The sequence below is a fragment of the Streptomyces sp. NPDC047886 genome (genome assembly GCF_043204435.1).
GTDB lineage: Bacteria > Actinomycetota > Actinomycetes > Streptomycetales > Streptomycetaceae > Streptomyces.
In genome coordinates, this window is sequence record NZ_JBIDCF010000003.1 from 17,045 (window position 1) to 31,959 (window position 14,915).

Annotated in this window: 9 protein-coding genes; all 9 read right to left on the reverse strand. The window is 72.1% G+C overall.

What is annotated here, in order from left to right:
• Positions 1 to 73: 73 nt before the first annotated feature.
• Positions 74 to 1,279, reverse strand: coding sequence for a DNA polymerase III subunit delta' (locus ACGF5U_RS11680; protein ID WP_392709836.1), 1,206 nt, complete (start codon positions 1,277 to 1,279; stop codon positions 74 to 76).
• 168 nt (positions 1,280 to 1,447) lie between these two features.
• The gene (gene tmk / locus ACGF5U_RS11685) at positions 1,448 to 4,696 is read right to left on the reverse strand and encodes a dTMP kinase (protein ID WP_392709838.1); all 3,249 of its coding nucleotides are present in this window, start codon (positions 4,694 to 4,696) and stop codon (positions 1,448 to 1,450) included.
• Between the two features lie 302 nt (positions 4,697 to 4,998).
• The gene (topA, locus tag ACGF5U_RS11690; RefSeq protein WP_392709839.1) at positions 4,999 to 7,851 is read right to left on the reverse strand and encodes a type I DNA topoisomerase; all 2,853 of its coding nucleotides are present in this window, start codon (positions 7,849 to 7,851) and stop codon (positions 4,999 to 5,001) included.
• Positions 7,852 to 8,410: 559 nt separating this feature from the next.
• Entirely contained in the window at positions 8,411 to 8,608 is a 198-nt protein-coding gene (locus ACGF5U_RS11695) for a hypothetical protein (protein ID WP_392709840.1), read from the reverse strand.
• Between the two features lie 206 nt (positions 8,609 to 8,814).
• Positions 8,815 to 10,350: a methyltransferase gene (locus ACGF5U_RS11700; RefSeq protein WP_392709842.1), complete on the reverse strand. Its 1,536-nt coding sequence runs from the start codon at positions 10,348 to 10,350 to the stop codon at positions 8,815 to 8,817.
• An 81-nt stretch (positions 10,351 to 10,431) separates the two neighbouring features.
• Positions 10,432 to 11,103: a small secreted protein gene (locus tag ACGF5U_RS11705; RefSeq protein ID WP_392709843.1), complete on the reverse strand. Its 672-nt coding sequence runs from the start codon at positions 11,101 to 11,103 to the stop codon at positions 10,432 to 10,434.
• A 259-nt stretch (positions 11,104 to 11,362) separates the two neighbouring features.
• Positions 11,363 to 13,759: a sodium-translocating pyrophosphatase gene (locus ACGF5U_RS11710; RefSeq protein WP_392709844.1), complete on the reverse strand. Its 2,397-nt coding sequence runs from the start codon at positions 13,757 to 13,759 to the stop codon at positions 11,363 to 11,365.
• A 231-nt stretch (positions 13,760 to 13,990) separates the two neighbouring features.
• Positions 13,991 to 14,449 carry an ATP-binding protein gene (locus tag ACGF5U_RS11715; protein ID WP_392709846.1) on the reverse strand — a complete coding sequence of 153 codons (459 nt, stop codon included), beginning with the start codon at positions 14,447 to 14,449 and terminating at the stop codon, positions 13,991 to 13,993.
• Positions 14,450 to 14,543: 94 nt separating this feature from the next.
• On the reverse strand, positions 14,544 to 14,897 hold the full coding sequence (locus ACGF5U_RS11720) for an STAS domain-containing protein (RefSeq protein WP_392709848.1): 354 nt from the start codon (positions 14,895 to 14,897) through the stop codon (positions 14,544 to 14,546).
• Between the last annotated feature and the right edge of the window lie 18 nt (positions 14,898 to 14,915).

The window sequence follows — 14,915 nt, forward strand, 5'->3', positions numbered from 1 at the left end:
CCGTTTGTTCCTCTTCGTACTCGTACGGGTTACTCCGAGGCCCCGCCTTCAAGGCCCTGCGGCCCTGCGGCTTTCAGCCCGCGCGCAGCGCCACCGTCATCGCCTCGACCGCCAGCAGCGGCGCCACGTTGCGCTCCAGGGCCTCGCGGCAGGCGAGGACCGCCTCTATCCGGCGCAGCGTGCTCTCCGGCGTCGAATCGCGGGCGACGCGGTCCAGCGCGTCGCGCACGTCCTCGTTGGCGATCTGGGAGCGGGAGCCGAGCTGGAGTGCCAGCACGTCCCGGTAGAAGCCCGTCAGGTCGCTGAGGGCCAGGTCGAGGCTGTCGCGCTGCGTACGGGTCCTGCGGCGCTTCTGCCTGTCCTCCAGGTCCTTCATGACGCCCGCCGTGCCGCGCGGCATGCGGCCGCCCTGGGCCGCGCCGAGTGCCGCCTTCAGCTCCTCGGTCTCCTTGCCGTCGACCTCCTCGGCGACCTGTTTGGCGTCCTCACCGGCCGCGTCGATGAGTTCCTGGGCGGCCTTGAGGCAGCCGCCGATGTCCTGGACGCGCAGGGGGACCTTCAGGACGGTGGCGCGCCGGGCGCGGGCCCGCTCGTCCGTGGCGAGCCTCCGGGCGTGGTCGATGTGGCCCTGGGTGGCGCGGGAGGCGGCGGCCGCCGCCTCCGGTTCGATGCCGTCACGCCGTACCAGGACATCGGCGACGGCCTCCACCGACGGCGTCCGCAGCGTGAGGTGGCGGCAGCGGGAGCGGATGGTGGGCAGGACGTCCTCCAGGGACGGCGCGCACAGCAGCCAGACGGTGCGCGGCGCCGGCTCCTCCACGGCCTTCAGCAGGACGTTGCCCGCGCCTTCGGTGAGGCGGTCGGCGTCCTCGAGGACGATGACCTGCCAGCGGCCGACCGCCGGCGAGAGCTGGGCGCGCCGGACGAGGTCGCGGGTCTCCTTCACGCCGATGGACAGCAGGTCGGTGCGGACGACCTCCACGTCGGCGTGCGTCCCGACCAGGGCGGTGTGGCAGCCGTCGCAGAATCCGCAGCCCGGCTGCCCGCCGAGTGCCCGGTCGGGGCTGACGCACTGGAGGGCCGCGGCGAAGGCGCGGGCGGCGGTGTCCCGGCCGGAGCCGGGCGGCCCGGTGAACAGCCAGGCGTGCGTCATCTTTGACGCCTCGGGCGGCGCGGTGCCCTCGGCGGTGGCGGTGACGAGCGCGTCGGCGTCCCGAGCGGCGGCGGCCAGCTGCTCCTGGACGCGGTCCTGGCCGACCAGGTCGTCCCATACGGGCATGGGCCACCACCTTTCCTCTTGCCGGCGTTTCCCCCGTGGCCTCCCATTGTGGGGGACGGGTCTGACAACGCCCGCCCCGTCACCTCGACGCCACCGGCGGCGGCCGGGCCGGGCCCGAGCGCCGTCGACGTCAGCGGCCACCGTCGATGCCAGCGGCCGCCGTCGACGTCAGCGGCCGCCGCGGCCCCTGCGGTCGTCCTCGTCGTCGCGCGGGCCGAGCAGTTCGTCGGCGAGCGACGGCAGGTCGTCCAGCGGGGTCTCCTCCGCCCAGTCCGAGCGACGCCTCGGCCTGCCCTGCTCATCGACCTGGGGCAGCTCGCGCGTCCGGTCGTTCGCGCCCGCCGCCTCCTGCCCGCCGCCCGGCGCCTCGTCCCGGAAGAAGCCCGGCGGCACCCGGTCGGCAGGGCCCTCGCCCCGTACCGGAGGAAGGACCGTCGTCTCGGTGACGTCTGCGGCATCCGAGGCGCCCGGGGCGTCCGCGTCGTACGTGCCGTCCGTCGGCGGCTGCGGATCGTCCTTGCGCATGCTGATCCGCTGGGTGGCCTCGACGTCGTCCTTGCGCATGTCGATGCGCTGGGTCTCGTCGTCCTTGCGCATGTCGACGCGCGGGGTCTCGTCGTCCTTCCGCATGTCGACGCGCGGGGTCGGCACGGTCTGCGCCATGTCGTCCGGCTTCACGACCGGCGTGGGCACGGTCACGTCGTCCGGCTTCACGACCGGCGTGGGCACGGTCACGTCGTGCGGCGACACGGCCGGGGCCGACGCCGCCGCCTCGCGCGCCTTCGCGGCGGTCGCTGCGGCTGCTGCCGCTGCAGCGGCGGCAGCCGCTTCGGCTTCCGCCTGGCGGCGCGCCTCCTCCGCCCGCAGCAGGGCCTCCTCGGCCTTGCGCTGCTTCTCACGGCGCCGCTCCTCGGCCTCGGCACGCAACCGGGCCTCCTCCTCGGCCTGCTTGCGCAGCCGCTCCTGCTCCTCGCGGCGCGCCTTCTCCTCCGCCTCCCGGCGGCGGCGCTCCTCCTCGGCGAGCCGACGCGCCTCCTCGGCCCGCTGCCTGGCCTCCTCGGCCTGCCGCTCGGCCTCGCGCTGCCGCGCTTCCTCCTCCTCGCGGCGCTTGCGCTCCTCCTCCTCGGCGCGCAGCTTGGCGAGCTGCTCCTGGCGCTCGCGCTCCAGACGCTCCTCCTCGGCCTTGCGGGCGGCCTCTTCCTCCGCCTTGCGGCGGGCCTCCTCCTCGGCGGCCTTCCGCGCCTCCTCCAGGGCCTTCACCTCGGCCTCGGACAGCGGGAGCATCTGGTCGAGCCGGTGCCGTACGACGGTGGTGACGGCCTCCGGCTCCTGGCCGGCGTCCACGACGAGGTAGCGGCCGGGGTCGGCCGCCGCGAGGGCGAGGAACCCGGCCCGTACGCGCCGGTGGAACTCGGCCGGCTCGGACTCCAGCCGGTCCGGGGCCTCTGTGAACCGCTCCCGCGCGGTCTCGGGCGAGACGTCGAGCAGCACGGTCAGGTGCGGTACGAGGCCGTCCGTCGCCCAGCGGGAGATCCGGGCGATCTCGGTCGGGGACAGGTCGCGGCCGGCGCCCTGGTAGGCCACCGACGAGTCGATGTACCGGTCGGAGATGACGATGGCGCCCCGCTCCAGGGCCGGGCGGACCAGCGAGTCGACGTGCTCGGCGCGGTCTGCGGCGTACAGCAGCGCCTCCGCGCGGTGCGAGAGCCCGGCGGACGAGACGTCCAGGAGGATGGAGCGCAGCCGCTTGCCGATGGGCGTGGCGCCGGGCTCCCGGGTGACGACCACCTCGTGGCCCTTGGCCCTGATCCACTCGGCGAGGGCCTCGACCTGTGTGGACTTGCCGGCCCCGTCGCCACCCTCCAGGGCGATGAAGAAGCCGGTCGGCGACGGCGCCTGCGCCGGGTCGGCGCCGCGTAGCGCGTCCCGCAGGTCGCGGCGGAGCGGCACCCCCGACCGGTCGTCGGTCTTGGCCAGCACGAGCGCCGCGACGGGCAGCAGCAGCGCGCCGACCAGCATCAGCGTGAACGCGGCGCCCCCGTGCGCGAAGACGAAGTCACCGCTCGCGAGGCGGTGCGGCCCGATCGCGGCGGCGAGCAGCGGGGCGGCGACGGCGCCGAGCGCGATGGCGACCCGTACGACCGCCTGGAGGTGCTCGGTGAGCCTCGGGCGCCGGTACTCCTCGGTCTCCTGGTCGATCAGGGTGTGCCCGGTGTTGGCGGCGACACCGGCCGAGAAGCCCGCGCCGAGCGCCAGGAACAGCACGGTCGCCAGGTCGGGGACGAGGCCCATCGCGAGCAGTGCGACGCCGGTGACGGTGATCGCGAGGGCGAGCAGCCGGCGGCGCGACAGGACCGGCAGCACCGCGCGGGCGGAGCGGATGCCGAGGCCCGTTCCGCCGGTCAGCGCGAGGACCAGCAGCGCGAATCCGACGGGGCCCCCGCCGAGTTCGGCGGCGTGCAGGACGGCGACGGCGGCGGCCGAGGCGATGGCCGCGGCGACGGCGGCGCAGGCCGGTACGAGCAGCGGTATGGCCGCCGTGCGGCCCTTGTCGCGGCCGCTTCCGGTGGACGGGCGGCGCAGACCCTCCAGCGGCGAGCGGGGCCGCGGCGTCTGGGCGTCGGGCAGTTCGAGGAAGTACAGGATCGACACGGAGGCGGCGAACAGGCCGGCGGCGGCGTACGAGCCGAGCGCGGCCTGATGGGCCGAGAACCACGCGATGCCGGTGCCGAGCAGGTTGCCGATGAGCGTCGCGACGAGCAGGGCGGCCGCGCCCGCAGGGAGGGCGGCGAAACCGGTGCGCAGCGACAGCCGCCGCAGCGCGTCCATCCGGTCGGGCAGGGGCCGCACGGCCGCGCCCTCCAGGGGCGGCGGAGGCAGCAGCGCGGGCGCGGCGCTCTCCTTGGCGATCGTCCAGAAACGTTCGGCGACACCCGCCACGAACACCGTGATCAGTACGAAGAGGATCGCCTTGTCGGGCGTCCAGTCGATCCACAGCGGCGCCACGACCAGCAGCGCCAGCCGCGTCCCGTCCGCGGCGACCATGGTCCAGCGCCGGTCGAGCGGCCCGCCGGCGGCGGTGAGTCCGGCCATCGGCCCGAGCAGTACGGCGCCGAACAGCAGTGTCGACAGGATCCGTGTCCCGAACACCGCCGCCACGGCGAAGGCCGCACCGCGGACGCCCCCTCCGAGTGCCCCCTCGGTGACCGCGGCCTGCAGCGCCAGCAGGACCAGGACGAGCAGGGCGAGTGCGTCGCCGATGCCGCCGATCAGCTGTGCGCCCCACAGCCGCCTCAGCGGCTGGTTGCGCAGCAGTGCTCGTACGGCGCGCTCGCGGGAGTCTGCGGCAAGTGCGGCGTCGGAGTCTTCGGAGTCTGAGGTGGGGCCCAAGACCGTTGGCTGCTCGGCTCGCGTCATCCCCTCAGCCTATCCGCAGCGACCGACAACCCGTCCCCACGCCCGAACTGACGACCGCCCGAACCCTCCGCGACGGGCGGACGGCCGGGCGGTACGCCACACCCGGGCGCCGACGTCGGCAAGGGACGATACGGCTACGGCTACGGCTACGGCTACGCGGACGGTACGGCCACTCCGGCCACTCCGGCCACTCGGCCGGTGGGTGACCGGGCGATCACCGCGCGGCCGTGGAGCCGCCCGGCACCGGCCACCGTCCGCTCGGCTACCCGTCTACGCGCCTGCCCGTCTACGCGCCTATTCGCCTATTCGTCTGCGGCCGTCTTGGACGCGGTGGTCTTCTTCGCCGCCGTCTTCTTGGCCGCCGTCTTGGTGGCGGTCGTCTTCTTCGCCGCCGTCGTCTTCTTCGCGGCGGTCTTCTTCGCCGCCGTGGTCGTGGCCTTCTTGGCCGGCGCCTTCTTGACCGCCTTCTTGGCGGTCTTCTTCGCCGGGCCCTTCGCCCGCTTCTCGGCCAGCAGCTCGTAGCCGCGCTCCGGCGTGATCGTCTCCACGCTGTCGCCGGTCCGCAGGGTCGCGTTCGTCTCGCCGTCCGTGACGTACGGGCCGAACCGGCCGTCCTTGACCACGACGGGGCGCTCGCTGACGGGGTCGGTGCCGAGTTCCTTCAGCGGCGGCTTGGCCGCCGCACGGCCACGCTGCTTCGGCTGAGCGTAGATCGCGAGGGCCTCGTCCAGCGTGATCGTGAAGAGCTGCTCCTCGTTCTCCAGCGACCGCGAGTCCGTGCCCTTCTTCAGGTACGGGCCGTAGCGGCCGTTCTGCGCGGTGATCTCCACGCCCTCGGCGTCCTTGCCGACGACGCGCGGCAGCGACATGAGCCGCAGCGCGTCCTCCAGGGTCACCGTGTCGAGGGACATCGACTTGAAGAGGGAGGCCGTGCGCGGCTTCACCGCGTTCTTGCCGGTCTTCGGCGTGCCCTCGGGCAGGATCTCGGTGACGTACGGGCCGTAGCGGCCGTCCTTGGCGACGATCTGGTGGCCGGTCGCCGGGTCGGTGCCCAGCTCGAAGTCGCCGCTCGGCTTGGCGAGCAGTTCCTCGGCGTACTCCACGGACAGCTCGTCGGGTGCGAGGTCGTCGGGGACGTCGGCGCGCTGGTGGCCCTCCGCGTCCTTCTCGCCGCGCTCCACGTACGGGCCGTAGCGGCCGACGCGCAGCACGATGTCGTTGCCGACGGGGAAGGAGGAGATCTCGCGCGCGTCGATCGCGCCGAGGTCCGTGACGAGTTCCTTCAGCCCGCCGAGGTGGTCGCCGTCGCCGTTGCCGGCGTCGGCGGCGCGCCCGGCACCCTCGGCGGCGCCGCCCTCGCCCTCACCGAAGTAGAAACGCTTCAGCCACGGCACGGCCTGGGCCTCGCCACGCGCGATGCGGTCGAGGTCGTCCTCCATCTTCGCGGTGAAGTCGTAGTCGACGAGCCGGCCGAAGTGCTTCTCCAGCAGGTTGACGACGGCGAAGGAGAGGAAGGACGGCACGAGGGCCGTGCCCTTCTTGAAGACGTAACCGCGGTCGAGGATCGTGCCGATGATCGACGCGTACGTCGACGGGCGGCCGATCTCGCGCTCTTCCAGCTCCTTGACGAGCGATGCCTCGGTGTAGCGGGCCGGCGGCTTGGTGGCGTGGCCGTCCGCCGTGATCTCCTCGGCGGTCAGCGCGTCGCCCTCGGACACCTGCGGGAGCCGCCGCTCGCGGTCGTCCAGCTCCGCGTTCGGGTCGTCGGCACCTTCCACGTACGCCTTCATGAAGCCGTGGAAGGTGATCGTCTTGCCGGACGCGGTGAACTCGGCGTCCCGCCCGTCGGCGGCCCGGCCGGCGATCTTGACGGTGACGGAGTTCCCGACGGCGTCCTTCATCTGGGAGGCGACGGTCCGCTTCCAGATCAGCTCGTACAGCCTGAACTGGTCGCCGGTCAGACCGGTCTCGGCGGGCGTGCGGAAACGATCACCCGAAGGCCGGATCGCCTCGTGCGCCTCCTGCGCGTTCTTGACCTTCCCGGCGTACGTGCGGGGCGAGGCCGGCAGGTAGTCGGCCCCGTACAGCTGCGTGACCTGGGCGCGGGCGGCGGCGACGGCCGTGTCGGACAGCGTCGTGGAGTCCGTACGCATGTAGGTGATGAAGCCGTTCTCGTACAGCTTCTGCGCGATCTGCATCGTCGCCTTCGCACCGAAGCCGAGCTTGCGGCTCGCCTCCTGCTGGAGGGTCGTGGTGCGGAACGGCGCGTACGGCGAGCGGCGGTACGGCTTCGACTCGACCGCGCGGACGGCGAACGACGTCTCGGCGAGCGCGGCGGCCAGGGCACGTGCGTTCGCCTCGTCCAGGTGGAGGACCTGGTCGGACTTCAGCCGGCCGTCGGGCCCGAAGTCGCGGCCCTGGGCGACGCGGCGGCCGTCGACCGTGGCCAGCCGGGCGGTGAGCGTCGACGGGTCGGACGCGTCCCCGGCACGGCCGGTGCCGAAGATGCCGGTGAGGTCCCAGTATTCGGCGGAGCGGAAGGCGATGCGCTCGCGCTCCCGCTCGACGACGAGGCGGGTCGCGACGGACTGGACACGGCCGGCCGACAGCCGGGGCATGACCTTCTTCCACAGGACCGGCGAGACCTCGTAGCCGTAGAGGCGGTCGAGGATACGGCGGGTCTCCTGGGCGTCGACCATGCGCTTGTTCAGCTCGCGCGGGTTGGCGACGGCCTGCCGGATCGCGTCCTTGGTGATCTCGTGGAACACCATCCGGTGGACGGGGACCTTGGGCTTCAGGACCTCCAGGAGGTGCCACGCGATGGCTTCGCCCTCGCGGTCCTCATCGGTGGCGAGGTAGAGCTCGTCGGACTCGGCGAGCTGCTCCTTGAGCTTCCTGACCTGGGCCTTCTTGTCGGCGTTGACGACATAGATCGGCTGGAAGTCATGCTCGACGTCCACGCCGAGACGGCGCACCTCGCCGGTGTACTTCTCGGGCACCTCGGCGGCGCCGTTGGGGAGGTCGCGGATGTGCCCGACGCTCGCCTCGACGACGTAGCCGGGGCCGAGGTAGCCCTTGATCGTCTTCGCCTTGGCAGGCGACTCGACGATGACGAGTCGGCGGCCGCCCTGTGCGGTCTCGCTTGTCGGGGACAACTTTCGCTCTTCTCTCCGGTCGGCGCTCGGTGGCATGTGCGACGCGGGTACGGGCCCGTCTCCGGGTCCACCGCGGGCACTGCGGCACTGCTGTGACGCTGCTATGACGCTGCTGTCGCTGCGGAGTGTGACGGTACAACCCGCCCCCGTGTCAAACGGCAAAAGACCGCAACGGCCACTCGAACGGTAACCCGAGTTCTGGCATTCCTGCCGCCCGGACTCCCCTCCCAGCGCGGAGGCTCACATTCCGGCGGGGCGCCGCCGAGCCGGTGCGGGACGTCTGACGGGGCCGTTTCCGGCGGCCGGCCCGGACGCCGGCCGAAGATCCACCGGACGTCGGCCGAAGATCGCCGGTCGCCGGGCGAAGATCCGTCCGCAGTCGGCCGCCGCGCCTCCTGAGCGGGTCGTGCCGGGCCTGGCCTGGGCCGAGGGCCCCGCCGCCGGACCGCCGCCGGGCCCGCCGCCACCTCGGCGGCCTCGCGCCGCGCCCCGCCGGGCGACACCGGACGGTGCCCGGACGACCTCCGGCGGTCCGCCGCGTGCTCCCGGGCGGTCGCGCTCAGATCCGGCCGAAGCACCACACCCCGAGAGTGACGAACGCCGCGCCGAACGTGGTGGCGAACGCGACAGCCGTCGCCGGGCTGACCCCGTGGGCGACGGGCGCCCGGTGCAGCACCCGGGCACCGGTCCACAGCAGCAGCCCCGCTCCGAACAGCGTGAACGCCGTGCCCGCGAAAATGGCCGGTCCGCTCTCCATGCCCGTACCCCGTTCCCTCCGTGATCCCGACCGTGGGCCCTCTCGGGTGTCCCCGAGGGCGAGGCTGACACTTCCGGGCGTCGGGAGCGCGAATTGCGGGTGAACGACGCGGGGGTCGTCCCCGCCGTTCACCCGCCCGGCGCCTCGTCCGCCCCATCGAGCCGCCCCCTCGGGCGGCACACCGGCGGGCGGGCGGGGCCGCCGGCCTAGATCGCGGGCTCCGACATGCCGTTCGCCGGGTACAGGAAGCCCTCCTCCACGAGCAGCCGGATCGCCTGCGGCGTGCGGTCCCGGAGCAGCACCGGGTCCTCGCCCATCAGCTGGGCGATGGCGTCGAGGATCCGGCCCGCGGGGAGAGTCCCGTCGCACACGCCTGCGAATCCCGCGCCGACCGCGTCCACCTTGGTGGCGCGGCGCATCCCCCGGTTCTGACGGAGGACCACATGCTCGGGGTCCTCCGCGCCGGGCAGCCCGACCTGTTCCTGTATCACCTCGGTCGCCAGGAGGAAGTGGTCGGCGAGGAGCGCCGCGTCGTCCCGGGTGCGGAGGTAGTCCTGGCGGGCGAAGTGCGCGATGACGGCCTCACCGAGCGGCTGTTCGACCGAGTGCGGCCACTCCTCGATCACGACGGACGGATCCTCTGCGCCGGACTTGCGGAGCGTGATCCAGCCGAAGCCGACGGCCTTGGTCTTGCGCGCCTCGAACTCGTCGAGCCACGCCTCGTACCGCGCGGCGTACTCCTCCGGATCGTCGCGGTGGTCGCCGGCGTCCCGCAGCCACAACTCGGCGTACTGCGTCACGTCCTGCACCTCGCGCTGCACGATCCACGCGTCGCATCCGCGCGGGACCCAGGAGCGCAGCCGCTCCTGCCACTCCTCGCCCTCCACGTGCTGCCAGTTGGCGAGAAACTGCGCGTACCCGCCGTCGTTCAGCCGCTCCCCCGCCTGCTGCACGAGCGTGCGGCACAGGTCGTCACCGCGCATCCCGCCGTCCCGGTAGGTCAGTCGCGCGCCGGGCGAGATGACGAAGGGCGGGTTCGACACGATCAGGTCGTACGTCTCCCCGCCGACCGGTTCGAACAGCGAGCCCGCCCGCAGGTCGGCCGCCGGCGCGCCGGAGAGCGCGAGCGTCAGCCGGGTGAACTCCAGGGCCCTGGGGTTCAGGTCGGTGGCGGTGACGTGCGTGGCGTGCTGCGCGGCGTGGAGCGCCTGGATGCCGGAGCCGGTCCCGAGGTCGAGCGCCGAGCGGACGGGGCGGCGCACGGTGATGCCGGCGAGCGTGGTGGAGGCGCCGCCGACGCCGAGGACGACACCCTCGTCATGGCCGCTCGCCCCGCCGGCACCGCCGACGGCGCAGCCGAGGTCGGAGACGATGAACCAGTCCTGGCCTTCTGGGCCGCTGTAGGGACGGACGTCCACCGTGGCGCGGATCTCGCCCGCGTCCTCGGTGACCCAGCCGTCGGCGATGGCGCCCTCCAGCGGCAGGGCGGTGCCGGCCAGGGCGCGGGGCACCGACTGCTGGAGCAGGAAGAGCCGGACGAGTATGGCGAGGGGCGCGTCCCCGCGGGTCGCCCGCAGGGCGGGCACCGTCTCGCTGCGGGCGAGGGCGGCGTACGCGGGTGCGCCGAGCAGCTCCAGCAGCCCGTCGGCGGTGAAGTCGGCCGCGAGCAGGGCGTCGCGGAGGCGGGCGGCGCTGTGGGGCACCGGAAGGCTGGCGGTCACGCTGGTCGTACTCACATGCATATTGTGACCGCGACCACTGACATTCCACGAACGGCCCGGCTTCCTGTGGAGAAACCGGGCCGTACGTGCGTATGCGTACCGCTATTCGGCCTTGGCGGAGGCGGAGGCGGACGACTTGGACGGCTGCTTCGACGGTGCAGCGGGCGACGCGGGCGCGCCCGACGCGCCGGTTCCCGGCTCGGCCGCCGGGGACCCGGCCGGCGCCACCGAGGCCTTGGCCTTCTGGCATCCGGGCTGCTTGGCCATGGCCTGGCCGAGTTCGCCGGACTGGAGCTTGGCCAGCGCGTCCTGGTCCATCTTCTCGATCTTCTTCAGCCCGTCCGCGACGTCCTGGAGGCCGTCCGCGAACTTCTGCTGGTTCTTCGGGTCGAGGGCGTCGACCTGCTTCTTCAGCCCCTCGTACGCGGCTGCCGTGGCGTTGAGCTCCTTGACGGCGTCCTGCTGGATCTTCTCGCCGTCCTCGAGGGGCGGCGCGCCTGCGTCCTGCACCGCCTTGGCGAGGGCCTTGTCCGCGTCGGCGATGTCCTGGAAGGACGCCGAGTCGGCGGACTGGATGTCGGCGGGCTTGCCGTCGGCGGCGGTCGAGATGATGGTCTGCTGGGCGTTGGCCCTCTTCTGGATCTGCGGTTGTGCCTGGTCACAGACCTTCTTGGCCCAGGCGTCCACCTTGCTGTCGCCGTCGTCGCCGCAGCCCGACAGCACGAGTACCAGTACCGCACCGCCGGACAGTGCGGCTGCGAGCTTCTTGTTCACCGGATTGGTCCCTTCCAAGGCTCTCGGCCCCGGAACATACACGGCAAGCGGGCGACTTCGGCATGTCATACGACCGTTACGTCCGCTTTTGCAGCCATTTGCACCAAGAGAGACAAGGCTCACGGCGACACGCCGCGCCGGGTGATCGCGGAGCGTACGCACCGTCACCGCGCCATGGCGACACGACCGCCACGATGTCATGGACAGGCCCCGGTGGCATCCGCCGCCGGGGCCTGTCCGTGGTCGTGGTGGACGGGGTCTACGGAACCGGTGTCCGCGCCGATGGGCCGACGGCCGTGCCCGAGGGGTCGCCCTGATCACCGACGGCGACCGAGCGCCGCTTGGAGATGTACACCGCGCCGACGATGACGACGATCGCGATCGTGGCCACCGCCGCCCGTACGCCCGCGTTGGCGTCATCGCCGTAGCCGAACTGCACCACGGCCGGCGCGATCAGCAGCGCCACCAGGTTCATCACCTTCAGCAGCGGGTTGATCGCCGGGCCGGCGGTGTCCTTGAACGGATCACCGACCGTGTCGCCGATGACCGTCGCGGCGTGCGCCTCGCTGCCCTTGCCGCCGTGGTGACCGTCCTCCACGAGCTTCTTGGCGTTGTCCCAGGCACCTCCGGAGTTGGCGAGGAAGACGGCCATGAGGAGCCCGGTGCCGATGGCACCGGCGAGGTACGAGCCGAGCGCCCCCACCCCGAGGGTGAAGCCGACCGCGATCGGCGCCATCACGGCGAGCAGGCCGGGCGTCGCCAACTCACGCAGCGCGTCCTTGGTGCAGATGTCGACGACGCGCCCGTACTCGGGCGTCTCGGTGTAGTTCATGATCCCGGGGTGTTCGCGGAACTGCCGCCGCACCTCGTACACCACCGCTCCGGCCGACCGCGAGACGGCGTTGATGGCCAGCCCGGAGAAGAGGAAGACGACCGCGGCGCCGAGGATCAGCCCGACCAGGTTGTTGGGCTGTGAGATGTCCATGCTCAGGTTCATGTCGCCGGCGCTGGCGCCCACGTCGGCGACGGCCGTGGCGATGGCGTCCCGGTACGAGCCGAAGAGCGCCGAGGCCGCCAGGACGGCCGTGGCGATGGCGATGCCCTTGGTGATGGCCTTGGTGGTGTTGCCGACGGCGTCGAGGTCGGTGAGGACCTGCGCGCCGGCGCCCTGGACGTCGCCGGACATCTCGGCGATGCCCTGCGCGTTGTCGGAGACCGGGCCGAACGTGTCCATGGCGACGATCACGCCGACGGTGGTGAGGAGCCCGGTGCCGGCGAGCGCCACCGCGAAGAGCGCGAGCGTGATCGAGGCGCCGCCCAGCAGGAAGGCCCCGTACACGCCGAGGCCGATCAGGAGGGCGGTGTAGACGGCGGACTCCAGACCGATGGAGATGCCGGCGAGCACGACGGTGGCGGGGCCGGTCAGGGACGACTTGCCGATGTCCCTCACCGGGCGCCGGCCGGTCTCGGTGAAGTAGCCCGTCAGCTGCTGGATCAGCGCGGCCAGGACGATGCCGATGGCCACGGCGACCAGAGCGAAGACGCGCGGATCGCCACCGTGCGTGCTGATGGCGGAATCCGTGACGCCTTCGAGGGACGCGAAGGAGGACGGCAGGTACACGAAGACCGCGACGGCGACCAGGACGAGCGAGATCACCGCCGAGATGAAGAACCCCCGGTTGATGGCCGTCATCCCGCTGCGGTCGGCACGCCGCGGGGCGACCGCGAAGATGCCGATCATCGCGGTGACGACGCCGATGGCCGGGACCATCAGCGGGAACGCGAGCCCGAGGTCGCCGAAGGCGGCCTTGCCGAGGATCAGCGCGGCGACGAGCGTCACGGCGTACGACTCGAAGAGGTCGGCTGCCATGCCGGCGCAGTCGCCCACGTTGTCGCCCACGTTGTCGGCGATGGTGGCCGCGTTGCGCGGATCGTCCTCGGGGATGCCCTGTTCGACCTTGCCGACGAGGTCGGCGCCGACATCGGCGGCCTTGGTGAAGATGCCGCCGCCGACTCGCATGAACATGGCGATGAGCGCCGCGCCGAGGCCGAAGCCCTCGAGCACCTTGGGCGCGTCGGCCGCGTAGACGAGCACGACGCAGGACGCGCCGAGCAGACCGAGGCCGACGGTGAACATGCCCACCACACCGCCGGTACGGAAAGCGATCTTCATGGCCTTGTGCGAGACGGCCGTCAGATCCTTTTCCGGTTCTCCGGGTCCGGGGGTCGCTTCCCGCGCGGCCGCAGCGACCCGCACGTTGCTCCGTACGGCGAGCCGCATGCCGATGTAGCCCGTGACCGCCGAGAAAAGGGCGCCCACCAGGAAGAAGAGAGAGCGTCCGGCGCGCTGCGACCAGTTGTCCGCCGGCAGCAGCATGAGGAGGAAGAAGACGGCGACGGCGAAGACGCTGAGCGTGCGCAACTGCCGTGCCAGATAGGCGTTGGCGCCTTCCTGCACGGCGGCCGCGATCTTCTTCATGGCATCGGTGCCCTCGCCCGCCGCCAGTACCTGGCGCACGAGCAGCTGGGCGACGATCAGAGCGGCCAGTGCCACAGCCGCGATGGCGACCACGATGATCCGGTTCTCGTCGGTGAGTACCGCGGCGGCGAGAGACGTGTAGTCGTAGGACTGTTGTGGGTTGTGGAGCCCCGCCATTCGTCCTCCTTGACGTCAGAGCTCAAGATGTGGACGGATTGTAGGGACCGGAACCCGATCAAAACAGGGCGCCATGGAACAGAATTGACCTTCACATGCCACTCGGCAAATGATCGGTTGTCGAAAACCACTCGAAGGCAGTAACAGGGCGAAGGCGTCGCCCGTCTGTCGAAGATCCGAGAAAACGAAAAAGGCCCTGCTCAGCAGGGCCTTTTCGACATGCGGAAACATTCAGGGAACACGGGTGACACCGGTTGTCGGCCAGCTCATCCGGATGGCCCCGCCGGTCTCGCCGGCGGACACCTCGACGTCGTCGACGAGCCCGCTGATGACGGCCAGACCCATCTCGTCCTCGCCCTCCGCGTCGTCGAAGCTCTCGGCGGGCGCGCCACTGCGCACCCCGGGCACCCCGGCGGCGTCGGCCGCCGCGACACCGGCTCCGGGCACCTCGTCGCCGACCTCGATGGAGAAGGTCTTCTCCTCCTCGGTCAGCTTGACCCGGACCGGCGCGGTGACTCCGTTGCTGCGGTGCAGCCCGACCGCGCGGGAGCACGCCTCGCCGACGGCGAGCCTGACCTCGTCCAGCACTGCTTCGTCCACGCCGGCCCGGCGAGCCACGGCCGCCGCCACGAGACGGGCGGTCCTGACGTGCTCGGGCTGTGCGCTGAAGCGGAGTTCAACGGTGGCCATGCGGTCCCCCTCGGACGTACGGGCGTGCCTCTCAGGAGAGACCGGGCTGGACGCCCGGCACCCCTGCTCTTCCTCCGGAAGCCGGCGGCCGACCTCAGTCGGTGGCCTTGACGGCGTCCTCGACCGTGGTGTGGATCGGGAACACCTTCGTCAGACCGGTGATCCGGAAGATCTTGAGAATGCGCTCCTGGTTGCAGACCAGACGCAGCGAGCCCTCGTGCGCGCGAACGCGCTTCAGGCCGCCCACGAGTACGCCGAGGCCGGTCGAGTCCAGGAAGTCCACACCCTCCATGTCGACGACAAGGTGGTAGCTGCCGTCATTCACCAACTCGACCAACTGCTCGCGCAGCTTGGGCGCGGTATACACATCAATCTCGCCACCGACCTCGACGACCGTACGGTCGCCACTCGGGCCGGACACATTGCGAGTCGACAGGGACAGGTCCACGGATCCTCCAGCACCTTG